Consider the following 23,532-nt stretch of genomic DNA (forward strand, 5'->3'; position numbering starts at 1 on the left):
ATTAACCAGAATGTATTCTAACTTTATACCCTAAAGCCGTAAGTGCTTTGCTAGTTCTGCCATTTCTAGGGGGAAACAAATTTGGTTTGGCCCAGCCAACTAATTCACCTAACGTACTTAATCCCAGATGAGGAATTCGCCATTTTTCATCATGCGTAGCGTCCCAAAGCCTAACCGGTAAATCCTTGTCAGGCCCATCATATAAAACATAAGTGATCACATCTAAAATAGATTTCCCTGAAACAGAGCGTTGACTCCATAGAAAATTGGCTAAAAGTTTGATGCACTCATCCTGGCTTTTTTGCTTTGTACATTTAGACAATCCGTAAGTTTGATTATCAACTCTTAATGAATGATCTCTAGCCGCATGTACCCGTGAACAAAGTTGGATTAGGTTTTCTATAGTCCATTTTTTGATAGCCTCTTTTTCTAGTAACTTTCGATTAGGTTCTGCCCATTCGTTAATTATTTCGCCTTCTGATGTTGGTGGATTGTCCAATTGTCTCCACCAATCAATAGCATTTTTAGTTGCCATCTCTGGATTGGATTTGTTTAGTTCAAAATTATCCATATAGGGATGTTTGTTTCATTCACGAATATAGGAATAATAATAAGCATGCAAAAATTGATCGGCTTGTATACCCTTGGCGGAATCAGCAGGCACCCAACTAGGTCTATTTTCATCCTGACAAACCTTTTCGGAAATATTTCTCAGAATTTGTAATGTTTCATTCCATTCTTTCAAAAACGAGGCTTTTAATCGATCTTCAGCACGGGCCTTTTTTGAGGGAGCAATAAACGTAAGCTCTGGAATACTGCGTTTGCTGCCTAAGCCTTCTTTCAATTTCTCCATCTGATTTAATAAGTCGCGTTGCTTGCGCTCAAAACCTTCCAACTCGTCTATTAACTCTTGAGTTAAAGGGCAGGCATATTCATCAACACTTTCAAAAAAACGCTCTAATTCTAGGTCAACGCCATTAGAAATAAGCTCGGACTCTGTTAAAAACAAACCACATTCAATATTTTCATGCCAAGCCCTATCAGTTAGATTCGCTGAACCAATATAAGCGCCATAACCACCCCACCAAATAACTTTCGGGTGAAAAATGTCTGGAACGAGCTTGCAAGTATAGTTAGCCGATTTTTTCCTTAAAAATTTTTTCAAGATTTCAGTGCTAACTGGCACAGAACAATCGTATCTCCCCCAATATTCCAAACGTATATTGTGGTCAAAACAAAATTTAATTAATTTTGGATCTCCGCTAGCATAGGCAATAGCCGCTTTAACCCAATCGGTGCCAACAGCGCCATTCAGAATGGTTTCAAGCCATTGGTTATTAAGGCGTCCTGCTATCAGCTGCATTTCTTGCCTCTTACTTTCTGAGTTGTTCGTTCCGCATTGATTTTTCTTAACAAAGCCTCAGCACTGTTTTCGCCGCTGATTAAATCGGGATTTTGCGCACGCCAATCTGCGGTGAGTTCGCCGCAAAAGGCTTTGGCGAGGATGGACTGAGTCAGGTGGTTAACGCGGCTCTGAGCGTCTTTGACGCGTTGTTCAATTTGGTCGGCGTAGGTGAAAAGTTGTTCTACTCGGTTGACGATTTCGGTTTGTTCTCCGTGCGAGGGGAAATTTACGTACACACTTCTTAGTGATTTTTTATCAATCGACTTGGTCGCAACACCTCTTACATATTTCTGAATATTTTGTTCTCCAATATGACTCTTTAAAAAGTAATAAATGTACTTTGAATTAACCAATTTATTTGAAAATCGAATTGCAAAAAGGTTCATTGCTAAACTTGCAGGCCTATTAAGATTTGGCATTAGGTAAACTGACCCTGCATTACCGATTTTTCCAATCAATATCTCGCCGCCGAACAACTTACTTTTTCCTAAAAAATGGTAAGCTTCTACGGATATATAGATCAGTAAGTCAGAGAAATTATTTTTCTCAAAATTTGTCGCACGAATCATGCAGGCATAATCTTCATTTTCTTTTAATTCGACATGCTCTTTTAATGTTTCATAGCTCCCATTTGCATGATAATCGGTCAAATAACATATAATTTCCCCTAGCTCGATTAATTTCCAACCATTTGGAATATCTCGAAAAGGGGGCTCATCATTTAAAGTTGAAAAATCCAATTTCCTTGGGTTTTGCCCACTTCGCTTCAATTGTTGCTCAGCTAACAAATTAAACTCATCGTCTCTATCTTTTTTAAGCAGTAATATCTCTTTGCCAACATCAAATGAGTTTACTTCTCGCCAATCTTCAGTCAACTTCCCACTCACCGCCGCAGCCAGCACGGATTGGCGGAAGCGTTTGAGGATTTTGGGAATGGAATCGAGGCGGGTTTTGATGCTGTCTACTTGTGCCAGCAGTTCGTCCAGTTTAGCGGCGATTTGGTGTTGTTCGGATAGCGGTGCAATTGGAATAAGAATTTCGTCGAAATGGGAAGGCTTTAAGTTATTTATATTTACACCTGCTGCAAGCTCAGAAACCTTATTCCGATATTCGCTTGATACCGTAAACCATTTGACATAACGAGCATTGATTGACGTTATGGGACGCAATACTCCGCAAAATGCTCCAAAACCACCAATCCAATCCTCAATGGCGCTTGCCGCTTTACCTACTATATTTCGACTTCCACTTGACATTGCAACGACAATGTCTCCACATTTTATTTTTTGTTGTTCGGATATTAAATTACCAGGAACATAAACCAGATCATCAAATAAGAGCCGATTGTTCTGGATGTTGTTGGCCCTTAATACCGGCAAATACCCATCAACTTGAATATCAGCAGAATCATTCTTTCTATACGTAACTCCACGTATTATTTGAGTCACCTTTGACAACGGAAGACTCGGCCAATCACTCGTTACAGTAGTTGCATGTTGGGCATCGTTAGCACTAACTGAGTCCATATCTCTAACTTCGGAATTAGTCATGTTCAGCTAATCCCAAAACTTCCGCCAACAAATCTTTCTGCACCTGCGCCTGATCGCCAGCCCCCAAAGCCTGCATCAACCCGTCCAATTCCCGCAAGGCCTCGGTCAATTCGCTCATCGCTTCGGCAGCCAATACATCCGGTTCCGGTAGGCTAGCGGCATCGACGCTGTCCTGATCTTTCAACCAAGCGATATCCAGCGAGTCGCCTTTTTGGGTTTTGATCCAGTCACGGCTGAAGCAACGCCAGCGGGATTCTTCCAGCGTTTTATTGGCGTCATCGTCCTTGCCGGTAAAACTCCATTCGCCTTCCTGACGGCCGGCGCTGAATACAGCTTCGAAAGGAGCTAGATGCTGTTGGCCGAATGGCGTGCGCTTGCCGAAGCTGGGCATGTTGGTACGCAAGTCGTAGACCCACACCTGTAGAGTGCAATTTTCTTCCTGTCTTGGATTGGCAGCTGTGCCTTTGCTAAAGAACAACACATTGGTCTTGACACCCTGGGCGTAAAAAATGCCGGTCGGCAGGCGCAGGATGGTGTGCAGGTTACATTTGTGCATCAAATCGCGGCGGATGTCGCTACCGACACCGGCCTCGAACAGCACGTTATCCGGCAGCACCACTGCGGCGCGACCTCCTGGTTTCAGGCTACGGTAGATATGCTGCAAGAACACCAGTTGCTTGTTGCTGGTTTTGTAGGTGAAGTCGTCGCGAGTGACGCTGGCTTCGCCGCCTTTGGCGGTGCCGAACGGCGGATTGGTCAGAATCACGTCGGCTTTGGGTAAATGGGTTCCAGGTTGCCCCAAGGTATTGCCCAGATGCACCACGCCTTCATCGTCGCCTTCCATGCCGTGCAGCAGGCAATTCATCAATGCCAAGCGGCGGGTGCCTGGCACCAACTCCATGCCGACAAAGGCTTGATTGCGCTGGAAGCGTTGGGCTTTTTCGTCCCGATCTTAGAGATCGTCGGTCTGTTGTTTGATATAGGCGTCGGCGGCAATCAGGAAACCGGCGGTGCCGGCGGCAGGGTCTTGAATCAGTTCACCGGCTTGCGGCTGGATGCAGCGAATGATGCTGTCGATCAACGGACGCGGGGTAAAGTATTGACCGGCGCCGGACTTGGTTTCGCTGGCGTTTTTCTCCAGCAGGCCTTCATACAAGTCGCCCAGGCCATCGCGCTTGGCGCTGAACCAGTCGATGGTATCCAGGCTTTTGATCAGTTGTTCCAGATGGCGCGGTTCGCGCAAGCGGGTTTGCGCATCAGCGTAAATGGCGGCAATCAAATGGTCATCACTTTTGGATAAATCCAACAGCAATTGCCGGTAATGGTTGAGTAGATTCAAGCCCGATAGCTTGGTCAAATCCGGCCAACGGCAGCCTTCCGGCAGTTTATGTTTTTGCAGGATGCCAGCCTCGGTGTTTTCGAATTCCATTTTGATGAACAGCAGCAACACCAGCTCGGTGACGTAATCCGAGTAGTTGATGCCATCGTCTCTTAAGACGTCACAGAGATTCCACAGTTTTTGGACGATTTCGTTATTGCGCATTAGTATTTATTGATGATTCAAGCGGCTGACCAGATTGAGTCGGCCAGGGTATCCAGTACATTATCCAGTTGCTGGTTGAGTAAATTATTGAGAGTTTTGGCGCCGCCGTCATTGGCGAATACGCGATTGACGAAGGTTTGATCGATCACCACTTCATGACTGAGTTGTTTGGCCAAGCGATCAAGCCATTTGCGTTGTACTTGCGTCCAGGGATGCAATGCGTAGATTTTTTGCATGGCGTGAACAACACGTTGCTCGAACGGGATCAGGGCCTCGCCGATTGCTGCTTGGCGGATGTAACCGATGATACTGGCGGCGATGTCCTGGTTGGTTTGATTGCGCCAGGCGCTTTGCAGTTTGGCTTCGCTGTAGCCGTGTTGATCCAATAACAGGCGGATTTCGCGCAGTTGCTCGCGGGTCAGGTCTTTGGGCTTATTGACCACCACGGCCAAGGCTGCCGACTGGTTGATTTGGTTTTTGATGAAGTCGTTAAAGCTTTCCAGGTAATCGGCGGGCTTGTCGTATTTACCATAGCTTTGCTCACGGGCTTTCAATTCGTCCTGATGGTCGGCGAGTAGCGGGTAATATTCGGATCCAAGCAAGGTTTTGACTTGTTCCAGTTGATTAAGCAGATTGGCATTATTTTGGATGAACTGTGCCGCTTGTTCCGGGCCAAGCTGATGCAAGTGTTGATGCAGTTTTTCCGGCGCTACGCCCCATGAATCTTCCAGTTCGCTCAGTTTCTTTTGTAGCTCCGGTTTATTGGCGGCCTTGGTTTTGGCTTTGCGCAGGATGCGCATGATGCGTTGGCTCAAGGCATTCAAGACATCCTGGGCATGGCTGATATCCGGTTTAGTGCCGGTTGCGGTTAGGCTTTCTGGATTGTTTAGTTCCTCGATAAGCTGCTCGATCGAAATATTGGGGTCTTTGACCAGCGGTTTCATATCGCTGACATCTTTCAATGTGGCATAGATGTCGACCGGATCGTAAATCCTGAACACGGTTTTACCGATTTCGTCGCAACGGCGTGTGCCACGGCCCAGCATTTGTTCGTACAGAATCCGCGAGCGTACACGGCGGAAAAATACAACATGACAGATTTTCGGTACGTCGATACCGGTGGTGAGCAAATCGACAGTAATAGCGATACTGGGGTAGCGTTCGTTTTTGTATTGGCGGATTAACTGGTTAACCTTGTCGCTTTGGCCGGTGATTTTCTTGACTGCCGCTTCGTTGTACTCGTCACCGTACATTTTCTTGTATAAGCGGTCGAGAATACGTTTGACCATATCGGCATGGCGATCCGAAGCACAGAAGATCAAGGTTTTCTCGTCGCCGAACGGATCGAGCTCTTTGACCAATTCCTTGCAGATCACCTTATTGAACGATGGACTGATGACGCGGCGATTAAAGTCATCGACATCGAAGTTCATGTCATCGTCCAGCGTTGCCAGCTCGACCGCGCCGGTTTGGGTGTTGACGACATTGACCTGGCTGCCTTTGGCAAATTGGATGCCTTTTTGCGACAGCAGGGTTTCATAACGAATCGGCGGCTCATGGTCGATCAACCAGTCGTCGGCCACGGCTTCGCGGTAGGAATAGGTGTAGACCGGCTTACCGAAGATGTCGGTGGTATGTTTAGCAGGCGTGGCGGTCAGGCCGATTTTGACCGCATCGAAATAATCCAATACGCGGCGGTAACTGGACAGATATTGCGCGACATCGCGCATCGCCATTTCGCCTTCGGTCATGTCCTGATCCAAAGCATAGCCACGGTGGGCTTCATCGACGATCAAACAATCGTAGGCATCGATATTCGGCGGATTGTCGGATTGGAAAATGCGTTTGACCATGGCTTGCACGGTTGAAACCTGAATGCGGGTTTCCGCTTCGGCGGCCATATCACCGAGTTCAGCGACGTTGTAGATTTTGGATAAGGTTTGGTTTTGTTCCAGGGTCGCATCGTTAAACGAATCGATAGCCTGTTGGCCGAGCGCGGTCCGGTCCACCAAAAATAGGATGCGTTTGAAGCGTTCGGCTTTCAAGAAGCGATACATCAAGCCGATGATGGTGCGGGTTTTACCTGTGCCGGTGGCCATGGCCAACAGACAGTTGGTTTGGTTGGCTTCCAATGCCAACTCGGTAGCCTGTATTGCTTTTTCCTGATAATCACGCAGGCGCAGATAGGCAAAGCCTTCTTGTTTCAGCTTTTCTTCCGCCGCCGCTTTACTGCGTTCCAGTTTATCCAGTAAGCCGGCGGGACTATGAAAATCGGGTAAGGGTTTGGCCAAATTAGACGGCTCGCGCACATCACGAAACCAAGTGCCGGATTGTTCGGCGAGCTGTTTGACGAAAGGCCGGCCGTTACAGGAATAGACGAATGGAATCTGGTAATGGCCATCTTCATGATCCGGCCAAGCAATGGTGCGTCCTTGTTTTTGCCAAGCGGGTTGCATGCTGTTAGTCGGTGTGAAGCCGCGTGAATAGCGTTCCGCTTGCGGGATTTTTCCAGCAACATTGACGTTTTCGCGCTTGGCTTCGACCACGGCAATCGGCGTCAATCCGGCAAATAGCACGTAGTCGGCTGATTGTTTGCCTTTCGTCGGCCATTCGGCAATGGCTTTGTTTTTGCCTTTTTCCGGTCTTGCGCCTTTCTGATAAGTCAATTGTTCGGTATCGGCTTCCCAGCCGGCGGCGATCAGCTGTTGATCGATCAGAATGCGAGTTAATTCTTCGTTGAGCGAGAGTTCGGCAGTCGCCTTTTTAATGCTGGCACTGGCTTCCTTACTGGCATGTGCCTTCGTTTCCAGCTCTGCCTGCATGGCTTGCAATCGAGCCTCAAAAGCTTGGCGTTCTTGATGCAGTTGCTGTTCATGCTCTTGCGCCATCTGCTCGAAGATTCGAGCCTCGGCATCCATCTGTTCGGCCAAGACCGCGTATTGCTCCCTTTCGCGCGCCGTCAGTTCGATCAGTTGTTGGTTGGTCTCGACTTGCTCGCTGGCATCTTGAAGTTTAGCCTTGAGTTGTTCGATCTGGATAATCAACTCACGCAATTCAAGACTAGGATCGGTCGGTGCGATGAATGGACCAGGTTTGAAATTTGTGCCTTGCTTGCCAAATGCCTGATGAAACCAAATCGCCAAGGCGCGGGCGATACGCAGACCATCTAAGGCTTCTTTGTGTTGTGTTTTGAATTGATGGGTAGCGCGGTTACCTTCAATGCGTAGGGTATGGAACAGCTCGGCCACATTGGCATCGAGACGAATTTCTCGATTGAGCTTGAACAATAAATCGGCTTGGCTGGTTTTGTCGCCGAATTGAATGCCGCAACGTGCTGCCAGGTCTTGGGCGATTGCTTCACCGAGTTGGCGAAGTTTAATGAGCGTTGTATTTGGATCGCTGGCGAAGGCACGCTCGGCAGCCGAGGCTAACTGGAAAAATAGTGGGTCGTGCTCTATTAAAAAATTAAAGTTGCTTTTTTCATCCATAAAACACGATACCCCTTATTATTTTCTTAAACCATATTAGTGATTGATTCCCTGAAAACTCGTGTTCGCCCCAGCAATCTTTGATTCGTTACGGCCGCGATTTTCCTGGTTTCTTAAAAACAGTAACAATATCGACACTATCTTTGTCGCTAATTTGACACAAATCTATCACAAATGACACTTTTAGTGTTATTCGACACAAATATAAGTGCATTCATAAGTTCTTTATGAACGGATCGGCTGATGAGTTAGGTTTTGAACTGTTCAACTTGGCCAGAATCGGTGTTCAAATTAATCAGAATACGCACATTATGATAGGAACTCTATCACAGCATCTGTGATTCTATTTAGAGAAACATGATTATCGGTTACGCCAGAACGTCGACTACTGAACAAATCGCAGGGCTTGAAGCGCAACTTCGAGAACTCGAAACGGCTCAGTGCAAAAAAAATCTTTCAGGAGCAGGTTTCCTCGGTTTCCGTTCGGGCTCAATTAGAAGCAGCCTTAGAATTTACTCGGGAAGGCGATGTCTTGGTCGTGACAAAGCTTGACCGGTTAGCCCGATCGGTGGCGGATCTCATGGCCATTATTCAGACGCTGGAAAAAAAGCAGGCCGGCCTGCGCATTCTTAACCTGGGCATGGACACGCAAACGCCCACCGGCAAGCTGATGCTGACCGTCTTGGGCGGTGTCGCTCAATTCGAGCGGGAAATCATGTTGGAGAGGCAGCGGGAAGGTGTCGCCAAAGCAAAAGCCGCAGGCAAGTATAAAGGCCGAAAGCCTTTGGCCACTGAATTGCGCCAGAGAGTCGTTGAACTCGCGTCTAATGGCGTAACAAAAACGCAGATTGCCCGGCAGCTTAATATCGGTGAGGCCAGCGTTTATCGAATTTTAGCGGATAATAGAAAGGTAACTTGAGAAGGCTATGGTGATACCTTGAAATGACTAATCTTATAAACCGAATAGATTAGCAAGGAAATACCGATTGCTAACACAACTCCCCATTGCCATGTTTCATAAACAGGGGCAACATGTGTGATGGTAGTTGTGACCGTATCCACGGATGTCGAGTCACCTGTAGCAGCACCTGCAACCGCACCGGCACCAGCACCAAGGGTTGCCGCAAGGGAAATCAAACCTATTCCTGCTGGCAAGCCAACACCGGTACCCGCAACAACAATGCCGATCCCACCAACAATCGTGGCCGTGACCCCGCCACCGACTGCACCGACACCTGCACCGATAGCTGCATTTCTACCTTTGGTGCCTGGCTTTACGATTAGGTCAGTCTTTTTCTCATCCCACATATTTTGGGCTTTAGACATATTAATGCCAATAACGATGAGAAAAATGCCCATCGTTAGACTGATTAGCGGTTTGATGTATTTTTTCATATTTTTAATCACCTAGGTTCATAGGTATAAAAGATGCCGTTTACCGCAAAACGATGAGCATTAAAATAATGCTAAATCGTTTACCCGATTTTTTAATATTACAAAATGACGACATTCTTTCTTTTTTGAAATATTAAAAATTTCAGTTGTTTCATAGCGCTTTTTGCAATGCCACGTATGGCGTGGCTTTGACTCGATTTTGAACATCCCAATTTTAGATCTTACTTTAGACCGAATTTTTGGGGAGTCGATAATTGACGTCAAGCCTTGGCAGCTATAGGTTTCCATGTAAAGTCTATGGGACTTTGGTGTCGTTTGTTTAAAGCCACCGTGATTGTTATGTGTTGATCTAATCGATGTTTGGGAATCTATTATCAACATCATATTTTTTTATTATAAATTCTTGGGTTTTCCGAGGTAGATTAAAAAATCCTTGTTTTAGCCCCTCTCTGCCTTTGAAAACATCAGATTTTTCTTCCCTGTTCATCAAAACCCACTCACTTTTTGAAATACGTTTCATTGCATCTTGATATCGCCAATAGTAGTTCTCAGCAACTTTAGGACGCTCTTTTTCCTCTTTAATTTGAGCCTCCTCTTTTATTTTTCGATCTATTTCTGCCCATTTTTCAGGATTCTTTTTTCTATCAAAATGTACCCAAATAAGGCGAATGATAGCCAGAACAATTAAAACAAAAAATCCAGTATTGATACTTATATTCAGTAGATCAAGAACTGAAAAAAAGACTATAAAGAAAAGAAATTCAGTGAAGCTTATACCTGAACACAAATTTAACACTAAAAAAATGACTATAAGAAAAAAAACCAGCGAAGCTCATATTGTCCTTTTTAAATAGTTAATATATTTTTTACCTATACATCTCGAGTTGACGCAAAACGAGCTCAAGCTTTACATTTGACATCCAGGCCTCCTTTTTCCGTCTTTTTCATTGCGCCATTCGCTAGAGAGATTAGCCAACAACAAATTATTAGCCAACATAAAAGGCTTTATCGCGAATAGTGATCGCTAACCAAACCTAAACAATTTGCAACTATAAACATGACTAACAATGTCTGATGCAAGACACCGAAAGCCATAGACACCTTCTCGTCTAAGAAAATACCTGAATGTCAATATGCCCCCTAGCTCCTCGACACTGTTTTAAAAGTTTTGACAGCTTAGTGTCGTTTATTTAAACGCACCCATTTTACCGTTGCGGGGGTATTGGACGACACGCCACAATAGTCAGTTTACCTAAACGCTCTAAACGTAGTGTGATCAATCCCACTTGCGCAATATTGCCTGCGATTTTCTTAGCGCCATCGAGTGCTACGTCACTTACGAAACTGATTCCAGCTGCCAAGCTCGCGCTTGTGAGTGCATTCCGCAATAAACGCCACGACGACCACGCGGTCGGTGATAGCCCGTACAATATTGAAATCGAGCGTACAAGTTGCTTTGCACGCCAGATCGCCACCATAGCATCTAGAGCCGGGTGTGGAGCAACGGTCAGTGCAATTGTAGTGACTTGATATTCTCGTGCGATCAGATTATGGCACTGTCGATCGATTTCGCGCAGCACCAAATCTTCAAACAATAGGGCCCAGTCGCGCGCTGTTTCTGTATGGGATTGCGCTTTCTCGAAAGATGCGATCAATTCGGTGTGAACAGGACGTAGTTCTGTCAAAATCGGCGATAGAGTGTTACGTAACGTCGTAAGGTCGTTTCGTTCGATTGCCGTCGCTGCACTTACACGAGCCGTAGCGCGTTTTTCCAAACGCCTTGCCGCGCTTTGTTCGAAACGTACCGCATGCCAAAAAAATAGTAGTGCAGTAACGGACAAAAAAGCTAAAACCGCAGCATACCACCATCGCGTTTGCGCATAGAGCCACAGGGTTTCGCACCAATCTGAAAACATCGCAAAGGTAACTAATCCCATTGTCGCGTACAAGGCATAGCGCCACGGCGTCGAGCCGAATTCTTGTGTATCGGTGGCTATTGTTGAGGCTTGCGATATCGAGTATTTTGAGGAAGGTTCCTCATCTGATAGCTTCTCGTAATTGTTATTCTTGGCTTTAACTTCATCCGTTACGATGATGGGGCGACGCGGTGGAGTGTACTTTTGCGAGGCGGTTTCGCATTGCCTTTCGATCTTATCTGCGGGTGTATTCACGATGCCCGGTCGTCTTGGGGGAGAGGTCATTTGCAATCATTTCCAATTAAAAACTCTATCGCTTTCCCAAGATTTATAGCGGGAAAGCCCTCTTGTAAAGCGGAAAGCATCGGCAAGGGTTCGAACGCGGCATATTCGAAGGCAAGCTCTTCCCAGTTTATCGGAAAATCCAACGGAATTGCTCCGGGATCTCTCAGGAGCGGTTCAGGTTCGCCCGCGCGTCGTCCCGACAAAAGTTCGCGATAAGGCGAGTTTTGTTCGCGCATGTCATGAGTTGCGCGCACCGAAGCAAGCGCCATTATCGCTGCGTCCGAGGTTTCTTGGGAAATCCTTTGATGCTCCCCAATCAGGTGTAAAATATTGCCCAACAACCGTTCCAGATGCACACGATCACCGCGCACCACATGATCCGCTTTTGTGGCCACAAAGAGGGCCTTGTTCGTTCGGTTACCCTGTATACCGCTTAACAAGGTACCCTGGCCATAACGAAATGCGGAAAGGCTTAGGCGTAGAGCTTCGCTGAATTCCTTGAACGTTTCTTCCCGTTCCTGAAGTGTCAGGTGTTTATCGCCATATCGTTGCGATAAGACGCGCACAATATCTACCAATACAACCTGCCGATCCATTTTTGCAAAATGCATTTTGAAAAATGGCCGGGCGAGTTCATCTTGATAAAGTTTGAAGCGTTTGCGCAATACTTTACGAAGCCTAGGTAAGCCGAACTGATTGGGAATCGGAGCGAATCGCAGCACGGGTGCATGTTTGCCCTCTGGCCCCGGTCGCAGCAAACGCCCAGGTTGATTGAACGGCAATCCCTCATCTAATGCGGCTTTGAGATAATTCTTCCACTCGGCGGTGAGCGCGATGATGATGTCTTCATCGGCATTAGTATCGCTCGGTAAAGAAGCCACCAAAGATCGAAAACCTTCGCTCATCCGGGCACGTCTCCCACTTATGGCCAACTGCCACATATCTTCCGACCAGGCGTCGTATTCCTTGTCAAGCAAAGCTAGGTCCATTAGCCATTCGCCGGGATAATCGACCAATTCCAATTGGAGGTGGGGTCGACCGATGATTTTGGTTCGGCATGCATGGCTTGCTCGTGAAAAAGGCAACCAAAAACCGCTCTGGTTAACGTGGTCGGGTTCGTACTCTATTTCAAGGATGAGACGCGAAATGCCTTCGGTGGGTGTTGGCCAGGCAGGAATACGGCCAAGCAGGGCATCGCGCATCGCGCGAAATGGGAAATGCGGATAGGTTGGGCTGAGATCGTCGCGAACACGAACCGATCGCAAACGTTTTTGCTGGGCCAGAGAAAACCCGGTAAGCGGCCCTTGTCCCGGTTGATTTTGAAACGCTGCAAAGGAGATCAAGGCATGCGCAAAAGAGGTGATAAAGACTGTTTTACCACTCCTTGCAAACCCCGTGACACCGATTGTCAGTCGTTGGGCTAACCAGTCTTCTAAACGGCTACTTTCCATTTTTAAACCTCTGTTGTCTTTTGGCGAAAGACAGTCCGCTGCAGCAGTTGGCGAGGAATCCATGCCAACACCCCAGAGACCGTCAGCGTGCTCAAGAGCCATGATGGTATATCGGCAAGCCAGCGGAAAATATATTTCCACCAATGTCCATTATGCAACCAACTTGCTAGGCGATTGACCTTTACCAAGAATTTAGTTGGGCCAAAGCGCTCTAAAACACGCATGCCATCAATGCCAAATGTGGCAGCCAATCGCACCGTATCCGTGCCGTAGCGTTGTGTCTTTTGCGTTAATTGTACCGCTTTAATTCCGCCTAAACGGTAAATCACTGCGGCATGAGGCCCGAAGACTTCAGCAAAATACGCTATTTGGCGAAGCGATTCGGCGTCTTTCGTGGCACTGAGCAGCAGTAAACCGCCGCGAACGTTGGTGAGCGTATAGATGTGATCCTTGATTTCCCTCATTGAACTGAAGCTGTTCGATACAATGAAACTATCCAACCAGGGCGGGAGTTTTCCGGTTTTGCGAGCCAGCTTGAGTGTAGTTAGCGTAGACTTTATACCCGATGTGGCAACGGTTGCCGGGACGGTAGTGCCGCCACTCGCCATCGTACCAGCAATGCTTGCCAATTGCGCAGTGCTTGTGGCAACGCTCATGGAAGAAAGCGCTACAAGTATCTTATCCGTTTCTTCGCCATCCATGAATTTCGCCATTTGTTGCGTAAGGTCGCGTAGATCTCCGATTACAAGAAAATCTGTAGCCACAGCGGCATACACTCCAATCGTTTCATCGCTTTCACCCGTCCTTATTCCTTCCCAAAGTTTACTTAGGCGATAATTCCAATTGGTTCGAAGATGAGCGACTTCTTTTTTTTGTTTCTGGATTTCCGGGATATCCTTGTAGCCGTCAAATGTGATGAAAAAATCGAGATATGCTTGCGCCTCGGAATACCGCTCTTCCTTGATCAGACGATCAATCTCCGGTACCGGATCGATGCTCGTTAACGCAAGCACTGCCAGCGAAACATTTTGCCACAGCAAAATTGCCGAGATCGCGGCGAGACACGTCAACAGTAAACGCAGCATTTTTACTTCAACGCTTCGACAATGTTTGGAAACACAGTAGTAAGCTGAGCACCGGTGCCAAACTTAACCAAAAAAACGCGGTATAGCTTGGCTAAATCCATATTTGTTAAATACTCTTCAGACAACAAGCAATAAGCTATTAAGCCAGAACCGGATGTCACCTCAGTTGATAGTATCGTCTTATTAAGCATATCTTTGTAATTTTTTCCACAGACAATAAATAGGGCTGTAATATCTAGCTAACAAGTACGTGTAAAGGATGGCAACAAGGCGAATTTTTACAATCTAGCATCTTGAAAGTGATATTTGATTGTATGCTGCAAATTTTACCAGCCACGCTAAATAATCGTTCTAATGACGCTATTCACGTTTTCAGGCATTGATTATACAGGGCATTTGGTCTTTATAGCCAAACAGTAAAAGAGGTCAGAGCCTACGGCAAGTTCAATGACTCATCTCCATTCGCCTGGAGGCTCAACCGGCAATATCTGCGACGATAAATTCAAATACTAACAACTATGAATAACACACCAAATGCAGTTGGATCGAATGAGGTATTAGCGGCGCTTAGAACTCTTCGTGACAGTGGCCACGTAGAATACGAGCCGCGACATTAGCAGAAACTCTCTGGCCTGGGGGACGTGATCACAACAGCAACCGACAAGTTTTACATTTAACCGCCGGAATTGCCGGGCGAATGTTACGACAATGCCCGGCAGTGACCGAGATTGAGCCGCGAATCTGGGAAATCATAGATGAGCGACTTTACTCCGAGTTTTAAAACATCCCCTCCAAAACGGGGGGCCATAAGGATTCCTTCGTAAATGAGTAACATCCATGATTTGATTACATCTGGAACCTCACACCGTAAGTTTCCGTTCAAATGTTCCAGCTAGTCCAAGGTGACGCGCTCGATCGAGCCGGAGAGGCGTTCTTTCTATTCTCGTTTGTTAATGTGAAAACCCGAAAGACAAAATCAGAGAGGTTCTGTCATCGACCGAATAGCTTCAAGTTCTTTCGCCCGTTTAGCCGTTTCGGTCATGAAACAATCGTTGGCCTGAACACGAGCCATTGTCCCGCCATCGGGATCGTTGTAAAAATGGCAGTTCGCCTCCCGGTATTTCAGCCAGGCTCGTTGCGCATCTCGCAAGGCGCTTTTACGCTCTTCCGGAAGCGTGTCCATCAACGTCTTGTAGACTCCGTTAAGCCGATCGTCTTGCCGCTCGTGTTCCTGGCCGATACAGTCAATCATGTTCACCGTCACGCCACCCGATTGATCCATACAGCTAGAAAACTCGGGATTGAGTTCGACATCGGCGGCAAAAGCTGAATGGCTCAATATCAACAACCAAAAGGCACTGGCTCGGTACGTTTGACTTGTTATTTGCAGATTCATCGAGTTGATCCTTCTTTTTTATATTGTCTCAGCAATTCATCCATAACGGGGTCCAGCTTGGTTTTGACGCCTTGCCACTTAAATAAAGACAACCCACCTTTTCCAACCAAATGGTAATTTGCTCGAGCGATCACTCCTTCCCGATTCAAAATCTCAATATCGGCAGAAGATAGGTAAGTTCCCAAGTCCCATGAACGTCTAGCCGTATAAGCCAAATTGAACTCGCACTGATCTGGTACCGGGGTAATATGCATATAGTATTCACCAGATTCAGTGCCTTCTCTGCGCACTTTATCTTTATCCTGCGTTGACTTAATAAACTCACTCTCTATCTGATGGCGTGCCAAACCGTCGGTAATCACTGGCACTAAATCCTGTACCATAACTTTAGGGTTCTCTCTGATACAAATGTGCTTAACATTATATGAAGAGGTTAATGGCTCGACCGTTATTGATGTGCATCCACCAATGAAAATGCTGATGAAACCGAATAAAACTAATGTTCTTGCCATTTACTTGTCCTTATTGCGGAAATTAACTCACATTTTCGCATAGCCAGGATAAATAAAGGCATTAAAACATCCCCTCCACCCCCCCGACGTCACAAACCGCCCCGCCAGAAAAGCTCAACGCCACCGCCGCAGTCCCATACCTACCCGTCACCAAACCACCCCCACCAACAAAAACGCCGATACCACCAACACCTTCATGCCCCAAGCAATCACGCAAACCGATCGAGCATCTTCCATGATCTCGGCAACCCGGTTCCTGACCTGATCCTGCATGTGAGTTTTGCGTTGCATAGCGGCTCTCCACGTTTAAAGATTTGTTGCTAATGTGCCCGGTAACTGCGCATTTGTCCGACCAAAATGCCCTGAATTTGAACTTGTTCGGGCGCATAAATTTGGGTTGTCATCGCTGAATTGGCCGGTATCAACAGCACTTTCCCCGGCGATTGTTCGATATATTTCAACGTCGCTTCGTGATTGTCGATTAACGCCACGACTATTTCCCCGTTGCATGCGTAATCGCGCTGTTCGATCACGACCCAATCTCCGTCGAAAATGCCGGCCTCTTTCATCGAATCCCCTTTGACTTGCAAGACATAACACGGCTTGTCGCTTTTCAGCAGCTCCGGAACCGGCAGGTAATGCACATCGGCCAATGCTTCGATCGGTTTGCCGGCGGCGATTTTGCCGACATAGGGCAAGGCATGTTCGCACGCGGCATAATCCCGCTGCGCCTGGGCCGTCAAACGAATGCCGGTTTGCTTGTTGCCCGCGAACGGTTCGATCAGTCCGGCATCGATCAAGGCGCTGATGTGCTTGTGCAGCGATCCGCGCGAAGCCATGCCCAAAGATTCGCAAAGCTCGTCGAGCGTCGGCGGATAGGCAAAGCGTTCGTAATTGTCGCGCAAAAACTCGAAGATTTGTCGTTGTCGGCGGGTTAATTCGGTCATTGTGTCAACATCATTTGCTTTTGGGATGTTTGGCAGTTTAGCAAAAAGCGCCTAAAATGAGAACATAAAGAGAACATAAAAACGCCTTTCGGCTTACCCTCGCTCTCAACCCGCTATGCTCATTATGCCAACGAATGTTTTATCCGCCACCCCAGATCCGAAAACCGTGAACTTGCCGCTGTTTTCCGGAAAAGTCTCGGCCGGCTTTCCGTCGCCCGCCGACGATTACGTCGAAAAGTCTCTGGACCTGAACGATCTGTTAATACAGAAACCGGCGGCTACGTACTTCGTCCGCGCGCAAGGCGAATCGATGCTCGGCGCCGGCATCCACCCGAACGATATTTTGGTCGTCGATCGCTCGCTGGAACCGGTGCCGGGCAGGATCATGATTTGCGCGCTCGATGGCGAACTGGTCGTCAAGCGCTTGAAGCGCCGGGGCGGCCAGTGGGTGTTAGGCTCGGAAAACCCGGCTTATCGTGATATCGAGCTTCGCGAGGAAATGGATACGGTGATTTGGGGCGTGGTGACGAGTGTGATACATGCGGTGTGATGACCGGTCAAAGGCAGCACGAAGGATGGATGGCCCTTTTTTGTTTTAGCATTTATCATCAATCAAAGATCTAACACCTTTCTTGATCGCTTTGTCATAATTCAAAGAAGTAGTGGTGTCGTTCCAGCATTTTACAGGAGGTTTCGGTCTTCTGGCATACTATATGTTGTGGTCCCCACGGGAAATCCGGAATAGCCAATATACTATTGTATTTATAATTAAAAAGGAAAAGTATATGAATTTAAAAACCATTTTTTTTTATTATTTTGTTTAGCATTGGTACTTGATTTTAGATTAAAACAAAAATCGATAGAACAAGCTAAGCTAGATAATATTATTTACTTTAATAATAACAAAGAAAAAGTCCTTGCTTCAATTAAAGAATATTTTGAGAAAGGAGATTTTAAAACCGTTGTTTCTGAATCTGAGATATATTTATCTGCTAACGATAAAGAATTAGAAGAACTTTATAACCAAGCACAAAATGAGATTGTAATAATAAAGACAAATGAAATACTTAAATTATTAAAAAATATTCCTATGTCGGAATATGAAAAAAATAAAAATCTGTATGCGGAACTTGTAAATTATAATCCAAACGAAACAAAATATAAGGATAAACTGAAATTTTATAGCAAAAAACTTCAAGAACAAAAATCTAAAGAAAAAAATGAAATAGAAGACTACAAGAAAGCACAAAAAGCACCAGAAGAGTTTGTAAAAATAATAAAGCAGTCTTGGCGTAAAGATGGTTTTGGTACAATTGCTGTTGTGGATTTAACGGTAAAAAATACGGCCCCTTTTGACGTTAAAGACATTATTTTTCTGTGTAACTTTTATGGAAATAGTGGAACTCAGCTGAATAGCATAGAAAAACAAGTTTTTGAAATTATTAGATATGACGAAACGAGAACATTCAAAAATATTGATCTAGGGTTTATAAATTCTCAAGCAGCAAGAGGGGGGTGCAGAGTTGTAACTATGCAGACCCCACCAGGCAACTTGAGGAAATTTTATAATTGACCGTCCGCCCGGTCCGATGATGATCAATGACGGCAGCCACAAATTATGGGTGCTAATCAACAAAAGGCTCCAAAGTTCCACAGGCTATATAAGCCAGCGCGAATGTGGGGCACGCGGACAAGCTAATGAAACAATTGGACCCACACACTGAGTTTGCTCTGCTCTATGAGTCGCTACGTCGGCCTGTATTTAAAACAATCCCTTTATTCTGGGTACGAAAAAGTCTGGAAGTTTAGATTGCCTAAATATTACACGTTCAAAACGGCTTATTTTTGAGAAGTTTAAAACAAGCTGAAAGCCTTTCTGGATAAGGTGCTCAGCAAATATCTATAAAACTTTAGTGCCTTTTGTTTATTTGTACCCTATATTCATTTAGCCGGGTGGGTACGGTTTTTGTACCCACGCGGAATTAAAAACTGTAAAATTGATAATTTACTACCGCGAAATAAAATTCAATGTCGCTTTCCTATACTGCCTGTTTTAAAGCCTTGGATTTATCAGCTAAAAGGATGTCTATGAGCCAGTTACAATCAATATTCGTGTCTTTGCGTGGAATTATCATTTTTGCGTCGCTGATTTTCTCAGGTTGTGCGTCTTTTCCAGATCATAAAATTGCCAAAGTCGAAGATATTTCGATTTCTCAAGAGTATGCGGCGAATAAGCCAAGTGTTTATATCCCAATTACATTCCTCACTAATTTATCATCCGGTGATGAAAAAGGATATGTTGAATCCGCAGCGCCATTACCAACTCTAAAAAGATTAATTGAAAAAATGGCAAATGACTTGTCGTTATTCAAAGATTATTCGTTTGAAACCTTTCAGGCTCAAAATATGGATTTTGTTTTGAAGATTGAAATGCTAAATCACGGGAGCTCAGGAAAAGCTGTTGGTGCGGGTTTGATTACCGGTCTTACCCTTTTTGTAATACCGAGTGTCGCCACGGATAACTATACGTTGACTGGCAAGGTTTATGACAAAAGTGGCAAACTGCTAAAAACCTATTCTTACGAAGATAGCATGTCAACTTGGATTGGGTTGTGGTTGCTTCCAGTGGCGGGAAATACGCTAAGCGACGCGGTAGACGAAACGTTTAGCAATATGCTCAAAGCTCTATTTAGAGACATATTAAACGACAAAATTTTAGAGAAAAAGTAATCGCGTTTTTGATGCAAATAGCCCAAAAAAAGGCTAAAAGAAGAAACAATGCGAAAAGGCGATGGTGCTGATGGACGGGTGCATGACGTGTTTGAATTGTGGGGAGTCGAAGTGTGGGTGATGCGACGGGCGGATGCCGATGGGCGATCCGCCAATTCGTTGTCGGTCAGTTAGCGGAGCCTCTGCGAGTTCTTACTTACGCGGGTTGATTATGGGGTTTGAGGCGCAGTGGAACGAATAACCTTGTTAGCGTCTAACAAGGGGTCATTTGACCAAAAGAACGATTTGTCCCGAGACCCACTTGAAACCCTTGGTATTAATGGCTTACAGACGAAATATTGATTTTAAAATCGCTTACAGTATTACTTCTAACCTATTGAATACTAATAACATTACCTAGATCATAAAATTCATACATTTTGTTTGTATTTACTGGATTTTTACGTTGAACAGGCAAACAAGTAGCAAAAAGGATTAAAAAGATACATATTAGAACTTCGAAAACGGGCAGTAAAACCCTGTTATGAAACATAACTCATTGAAATATTATTAAGTTGACACGAATCTCTCACTCTGAAATTCATCGCTATCCGGAAATGTGTATGCCGCATAGTCGCGAAGCCATCGCATCTTTTCTCTAACTCGAACAGGTGTTTTTTGCCACTTCTCAGTCGCATTCAAAACAGCGGACTTTGCTTCCTGAGGAGTCATTTTTCTAAGATAATCGATAAAATAAGCACCATCGGCTTCACGGACCAATGCTGTCTGGAGATTACTTGTTGAAGTGTTCAGCAAATCGAGAAGATCATCATCCACAACTACTCGCGGGAAGATTGCGCGGTCTCGCTCAATTTTGTATGCGCGTAATAGCGCATCACTGAAGATGAATTCCTGGTTAGAGTAATGCTTACCATACGATAACCCTCCTCGTGAAAGAATGCCATCTTGGAGAAGACCCTGCTGCAATAAGGCAACGTGGTCAACTACTTCAGCAAAATTATCAGGAGAGTATGGGAGTGCGAGAATAATAGAGTCAGAAAATTGCGTGACTTTAGCCCCGGAAAACTTACTAGCATATTCGAAGGCCTTTTTATGAACTTCAAAGAGTTTTGGTAAAAAAATCGCACTTGCAGAAGGGCCACTGCAGTCTTTCTCCACCATATCGGAAAAGCCCAAAATATCAATAAAGGCTACGTAATGATATGTTAAACCATTGTGCATTAGCTTGTTCCTAAATAATGCAGCGAATGCAAGTTGCGATCGTTTCGATTCTTTCTCTATACGTTTTCATGCGTTCTTGAGCATCGGTCCAAGTACCACCACCCCATGGTTTGCCGCTTTCGGTTACTGTAGCAGTATTATCACGAGTTATTGAGTAAACAGGTTTTCCAAACTCTTGCATGAGAGGAGCCAGACTACCAAAATCAGGTATTTCAGCAACCGACTGACATTCTTCCTCATTCACATGCTCTATAAGGTTACAGTCAGGAGTTGAGAATTCCCTGAGAACTGGAATAAGTCTTTCTCTAACAGCTATAGGAATGCGTTCCATCCAAAGACGGTATCCAGGCTTTGGTTTTCCTCCGAAAACTTTGAAATGCTGGGAAATAGTTCCAAGAAACTTTGGCCTACCTAATCGTACTGGTAATCCTAGAGAAACGAAATCCTCATACACTTCAGCGTGTTCCTTCATCCAACGTTTTATTATGGTTGACAAGGTGCCTATGGCTTGCACGTTAAATCGATCTGGAGCAACTGGGATAAAAAAGGCGTCACAGGCCAGAAAACATGCTCTTGTGAGAGCACCAGAACTAGGACCAACATCAATCAAAATGACATCGTATGATCGTTCTCGAGCTAAACGAGTTAAAAAGTCACCCAATGCTACATAGGTTCGCTTGTCATGTATTTTTCCAGAAAAACGTTGTGAATGTGCTTCAGCAAGAGAATCTTCAATGCTATTCAGTGACACATCACCCCGCAAAATATCAAGTGAAGCATTTACACGAACTACTTCTATCGATGCCGTGTCAATAAAAGGTACGTCACCATCAATCCTAGGACGTAAAATACTTAATAACGTAGATCCAGGAAGTTCATTTAGGGTATGGGCAGATTCAGCTTCCTTATCGAGTTCTTCAATGAGCTTTGATAACATCAATTCGGTCATATTGCATTGAGGATCTGCATCGACTACTAAAACACGCTTGTCGGCGGTTGACAAAAAATGAGCTACATTGAATGCAGTGGTGGTCTTGGACACTCCACCCTTGTGATTGTAAAACGTAATGATTTTGGTCATATGGATTGTTTCCTTAAATCTGTATGCCAATAAGTTATCATTTAAATCTGATTATGGTCGAGCCAATCAATAAAACAACCTATCCAAAACCCCCGGCGTCACCACCTTCCCTCCCCCACCGGAAAAACTCAACTCCACCATTTCATCCCCCGGCCGCAACCAAAATTGCACGACCACCTCACCCCGGATCGCAGTCAAATTCAAATAATCCCGCAAATCCCCTGCCTTCGCATAATGCAGCTTGATCTTCGCCCCGCTCCAGCTGACCGGATGGTAAACCCAGTTATTCAAGAATCGGTTGAGTTCCGCTGGCCATTTAGCATTATTCGCCAACCAGTTTTTTTATACTGTCCTTACTGATTGAGGATATGGTTATTTTCTTGATTTCTTTGGCTTTGAGTTGTAGTGGCGCAATCTTACTCAAATTCATTAGCGTAGTAATCATAAGCTGGTCGATTTTCAAAAGGAATTCTTTCAAGGCAATTTTTTTGACCGTGATGAACGTGTTTGATGAAGTGGTTTCGGTATGTACCAAATCCAGTTTGATAAAAAAGTGAAACGCTTGATTGACATTTTTTTTGGTAAGCGTCGGCTCTATTGCCTGACACTCCTTGAAAACGATCTCCTTGAGTTTCGTAACTTCAGAACAGACTATTTTGTTGGCTGTTGCTTGTTTGTAAATCAGTTTTAAAGCCTTCGCATCCATCAGGATGAAATTGTATTTTTTCAATAATCTGGGATAGTCCTCGACAATATTTTGACCGGATGCTTGGGAAATAGGTTTAGACAAACGCATCTGTGCGGAGTTGACGGTACCGACTTTACTCAAAATGATACCGTCAATAGTCTTCAAAAGGTCTGTGAAACTTTTGAAACCAAATGTTTTCTCGTTAAAACTAGGTTTTTGCTGCAATAAATACGATTTGACTTTTGAAATATTGACGGCTTCGCCGGTTTCGCTCAAATAGTGCTTGATGATTGCCCTAACAGCATTTAATTCGTTATCTTGTGCAATGCTAGAAGGTTGAGTTGGGGGTACAACAGGGATAACCTGATCAGAGATTTTGGCTTTCGGTTGGGAATCGGTATAGATAAAGCGCGTACATGAGGTTTTTACGCATTCGCTCAAGGCCGAATGCCGACCGACGCCGATAACCTCTTTATCCATTTCCCGTAACCGGCGAAAGACTGGGCTAAAATCCGAATCGCCGGTAACCAATACGAAGCAATTGATGTTAGGCAGTTGCCAGGCACACTCAATGGCATCGACCGTCATTTGAATATCGGCTGTATTTTTGCCCGTTACCGGATGGTAGCAATGGATCAGTTCGAAGCCTTGTTTATTGATGGCGGCTTGATGCATGGCCAATTGCGGACGACTCCAAACGCCATAAGCACGACGGATAACAATTTGCCCGCAGGACTTCAGTTCTTCAAGCAATTGGCTGATACCTTCTTGTTTGATCCATTCTCCGACATTTTCGGCATCAATGAATACGGCGATTCTCTTGGTTTTCGCTGTCATAC

Annotated in this window: 21 protein-coding genes and 2 pseudogenes; 5 read left to right on the top strand and 18 right to left on the bottom strand. The window is 45.3% G+C overall.

Translation table 11 applies throughout. From position 1 onward, the window contains the following. Nucleotide 1 precedes the first annotated feature (1 nt). The 5 genes and pseudogenes from ACINK7_RS16790 to hsdR form a co-directional block, all read right to left on the bottom strand. Complete coding sequence (locus ACINK7_RS16790) at nt 2-571, bottom strand: hypothetical protein (protein ID WP_404357011.1); 570 nt, start codon at nt 569-571, stop codon at nt 2-4. A gap of 15 nt (nt 572-586) precedes the next feature. Continuing rightward, entirely contained in the window at nt 587-1,363 is a 777-nt protein-coding gene (locus ACINK7_RS16795; RefSeq protein ID WP_404357013.1) for a phospholipase D-like domain-containing protein, read from the bottom strand. Continuing rightward, nucleotides 1,354-2,955, bottom strand: coding sequence for a restriction endonuclease subunit S (locus tag ACINK7_RS16800; protein WP_404357014.1), 1,602 nt, complete (start codon nt 2,953-2,955; stop codon nt 1,354-1,356). Before ACINK7_RS16800 ends, ACINK7_RS16795 begins: the two co-directional genes overlap by 10 nt. Then, nucleotides 2,948-4,498, bottom strand: a pseudogene (locus ACINK7_RS16805) (N-6 DNA methylase). The gene ACINK7_RS16800 and the pseudogene ACINK7_RS16805 overlap by 8 nt, the downstream one beginning before the upstream one ends. Nucleotides 4,499-4,515: 17 nt before the next feature. Further along, nucleotides 4,516-7,986, bottom strand: a complete 3,471-nt coding sequence (gene hsdR / locus ACINK7_RS16810; protein WP_404357016.1) for a type I restriction-modification system endonuclease — start codon at nt 7,984-7,986, stop codon at nt 4,516-4,518. Nucleotides 7,987-8,392: 406 nt separating this feature from the next. On the opposite strand from hsdR, the gene ACINK7_RS16815 reads away from it, so the two are divergent. Then, complete coding sequence (locus ACINK7_RS16815) at nt 8,393-8,905, top strand: recombinase family protein (RefSeq protein WP_404357017.1); 513 nt, start codon at nt 8,393-8,395, stop codon at nt 8,903-8,905. A 5-nt stretch (nt 8,906-8,910) separates the two neighbouring features. Here ACINK7_RS16815 and ACINK7_RS16820 read toward each other — a convergent pair whose 3' ends face one another. The 9 genes from ACINK7_RS16820 to lexA all read right to left on the bottom strand — a co-directional run bounded on the left by ACINK7_RS16820 (nt 8,911) and on the right by lexA (nt 16,973). After that, nucleotides 8,911-9,381, bottom strand: coding sequence for a hypothetical protein (locus ACINK7_RS16820; RefSeq protein WP_404357019.1), 471 nt, complete (start codon nt 9,379-9,381; stop codon nt 8,911-8,913). A gap of 349 nt (nt 9,382-9,730) precedes the next feature. Continuing rightward, nucleotides 9,731-10,177 (bottom strand): hypothetical protein, encoded by a 447-nt coding sequence (locus ACINK7_RS16825; protein WP_404357021.1) that lies wholly within the window; start codon nt 10,175-10,177, stop codon nt 9,731-9,733. Nucleotides 10,178-10,586: 409 nt separating this feature from the next. After that, nucleotides 10,587-11,582 (bottom strand): DUF697 domain-containing protein, encoded by a 996-nt coding sequence (locus ACINK7_RS16830; RefSeq protein WP_404357023.1) that lies wholly within the window; start codon nt 11,580-11,582, stop codon nt 10,587-10,589. Beyond that, a complete protein-coding gene (locus tag ACINK7_RS16835; protein ID WP_404357025.1) occupies nt 11,579-13,033 on the bottom strand; it encodes a YcjX family protein in 1,455 nt (484 codons plus the stop codon). Before ACINK7_RS16835 ends, ACINK7_RS16830 begins: the two co-directional genes overlap by 4 nt. A 2-nt stretch (nt 13,034-13,035) precedes the next feature. Then, nucleotides 13,036-14,118 (bottom strand): hypothetical protein, encoded by a 1,083-nt coding sequence (locus ACINK7_RS16840; protein ID WP_404357027.1) that lies wholly within the window; start codon nt 14,116-14,118, stop codon nt 13,036-13,038. A 976-nt stretch (nt 14,119-15,094) separates the two neighbouring features. Beyond that, nucleotides 15,095-15,514, bottom strand: coding sequence for a lysozyme inhibitor LprI family protein (locus ACINK7_RS16845; protein WP_404357029.1), 420 nt, complete (start codon nt 15,512-15,514; stop codon nt 15,095-15,097). Beyond that, entirely contained in the window at nt 15,511-16,026 is a 516-nt protein-coding gene (locus ACINK7_RS16850) for a hypothetical protein (protein WP_404357031.1), read from the bottom strand. Before ACINK7_RS16850 ends, ACINK7_RS16845 begins: the two co-directional genes overlap by 4 nt. A gap of 147 nt (nt 16,027-16,173) precedes the next feature. Next, nucleotides 16,174-16,317: a hypothetical protein gene (locus ACINK7_RS16855; protein WP_404357033.1), complete on the bottom strand. Its 144-nt coding sequence runs from the start codon at nt 16,315-16,317 to the stop codon at nt 16,174-16,176. A gap of 29 nt (nt 16,318-16,346) precedes the next feature. After that, entirely contained in the window at nt 16,347-16,973 is a 627-nt protein-coding gene (gene lexA / locus ACINK7_RS16860) for a transcriptional repressor LexA (protein ID WP_404357035.1), read from the bottom strand. A 115-nt stretch (nt 16,974-17,088) separates the two neighbouring features. On the opposite strand from lexA, the gene ACINK7_RS16865 reads away from it, so the two are divergent. From ACINK7_RS16865 to ACINK7_RS16880, 4 genes and pseudogenes are all read left to right on the top strand, one after another. Then, complete coding sequence (locus ACINK7_RS16865) at nt 17,089-17,523, top strand: LexA family protein (protein WP_404357037.1); 435 nt, start codon at nt 17,089-17,091, stop codon at nt 17,521-17,523. Nucleotides 17,524-17,799: 276 nt separating this feature from the next. Beyond that, entirely contained in the window at nt 17,800-18,546 is a 747-nt protein-coding gene (locus tag ACINK7_RS16870; RefSeq protein WP_404357039.1) for a hypothetical protein, read from the top strand. A gap of 515 nt (nt 18,547-19,061) precedes the next feature. Beyond that, nucleotides 19,062-19,703 (top strand): hypothetical protein, encoded by a 642-nt coding sequence (locus ACINK7_RS16875; protein WP_404357041.1) that lies wholly within the window; start codon nt 19,062-19,064, stop codon nt 19,701-19,703. 55 nt (nt 19,704-19,758) lie between these two features. Further along, nucleotides 19,759-19,824, top strand: a pseudogene (locus tag ACINK7_RS16880) (NrdJb); the annotation flags it as partial. A gap of 428 nt (nt 19,825-20,252) precedes the next feature. On the opposite strand, the gene ACINK7_RS16885 reads toward ACINK7_RS16880, so the two are convergent. The 4 genes from ACINK7_RS16885 to ACINK7_RS16900 all read right to left on the bottom strand — a co-directional run bounded on the left by ACINK7_RS16885 (nt 20,253) and on the right by ACINK7_RS16900 (nt 23,530). Next, entirely contained in the window at nt 20,253-20,924 is a 672-nt protein-coding gene (locus ACINK7_RS16885; RefSeq protein WP_404357043.1) for a hypothetical protein, read from the bottom strand. 10 nt (nt 20,925-20,934) lie between these two features. Then, nucleotides 20,935-22,005, bottom strand: coding sequence for a ParA family protein (locus tag ACINK7_RS16890; RefSeq protein ID WP_404357045.1), 1,071 nt, complete (start codon nt 22,003-22,005; stop codon nt 20,935-20,937). A gap of 66 nt (nt 22,006-22,071) precedes the next feature. Beyond that, nucleotides 22,072-22,296, bottom strand: a complete 225-nt coding sequence (locus ACINK7_RS16895) for a hypothetical protein (protein WP_404357047.1) — start codon at nt 22,294-22,296, stop codon at nt 22,072-22,074. A 31-nt stretch (nt 22,297-22,327) separates the two neighbouring features. Further along, the gene (locus tag ACINK7_RS16900; protein ID WP_404357049.1) at nt 22,328-23,530 is read right to left on the bottom strand and encodes an NYN domain-containing protein; all 1,203 of its coding nucleotides are present in this window, start codon (nt 23,528-23,530) and stop codon (nt 22,328-22,330) included. Nucleotides 23,531-23,532: the final 2 nt, after the last annotated feature.

The organism is Methylotuvimicrobium sp. KM1 (assembly GCF_044788715.1).
GTDB lineage: Bacteria > Pseudomonadota > Gammaproteobacteria > Methylococcales > Methylomonadaceae > Methylotuvimicrobium.

Coding starts and splice junctions, on each gene's coding strand:
- ACINK7_RS16790 (WP_404357011.1), bottom strand. CDS start 571: ATGGATAATTTTGAACTAAACAAATCCAATCCAGAGATGGCAACTAAA.
- ACINK7_RS16795 (WP_404357013.1), bottom strand. CDS start 1,363: ATGCAGCTGATAGCAGGACGCCTTAATAACCAATGGCTTGAAACCATT.
- ACINK7_RS16800 (WP_404357014.1), bottom strand. CDS start 2,955: ATGACTAATTCCGAAGTTAGAGATATGGACTCAGTTAGTGCTAACGAT.
- hsdR (WP_404357016.1), bottom strand. CDS start 7,986: ATGGATGAAAAAAGCAACTTTAATTTTTTAATAGAGCACGACCCACTA.
- ACINK7_RS16820 (WP_404357019.1), bottom strand. CDS start 9,381: ATGAAAAAATACATCAAACCGCTAATCAGTCTAACGATGGGCATTTTT.
- ACINK7_RS16830 (WP_404357023.1), bottom strand. CDS start 11,582: ATGACCTCTCCCCCAAGACGACCGGGCATCGTGAATACACCCGCAGAT.
- ACINK7_RS16835 (WP_404357025.1), bottom strand. CDS start 13,033: ATGGAAAGTAGCCGTTTAGAAGACTGGTTAGCCCAACGACTGACAATC.
- ACINK7_RS16840 (WP_404357027.1), bottom strand. CDS start 14,118: ATGCTGCGTTTACTGTTGACGTGTCTCGCCGCGATCTCGGCAATTTTG.
- ACINK7_RS16845 (WP_404357029.1), bottom strand. CDS start 15,514: ATGAATCTGCAAATAACAAGTCAAACGTACCGAGCCAGTGCCTTTTGG.
- ACINK7_RS16850 (WP_404357031.1), bottom strand. CDS start 16,026: ATGGCAAGAACATTAGTTTTATTCGGTTTCATCAGCATTTTCATTGGT.
- ACINK7_RS16855 (WP_404357033.1), bottom strand. CDS start 16,317: ATGCAACGCAAAACTCACATGCAGGATCAGGTCAGGAACCGGGTTGCC.
- lexA (WP_404357035.1), bottom strand. CDS start 16,973: ATGACCGAATTAACCCGCCGACAACGACAAATCTTCGAGTTTTTGCGC.
- ACINK7_RS16865 (WP_404357037.1), top strand. CDS start 17,089: ATGCTCATTATGCCAACGAATGTTTTATCCGCCACCCCAGATCCGAAA.
- ACINK7_RS16875 (WP_404357041.1), top strand. CDS start 19,062: ATGAGCCAGTTACAATCAATATTCGTGTCTTTGCGTGGAATTATCATT.
- ACINK7_RS16885 (WP_404357043.1), bottom strand. CDS start 20,924: ATGCACAATGGTTTAACATATCATTACGTAGCCTTTATTGATATTTTG.
- ACINK7_RS16890 (WP_404357045.1), bottom strand. CDS start 22,005: ATGACCAAAATCATTACGTTTTACAATCACAAGGGTGGAGTGTCCAAG.
- ACINK7_RS16900 (WP_404357049.1), bottom strand. CDS start 23,530: ATGACAGCGAAAACCAAGAGAATCGCCGTATTCATTGATGCCGAAAAT.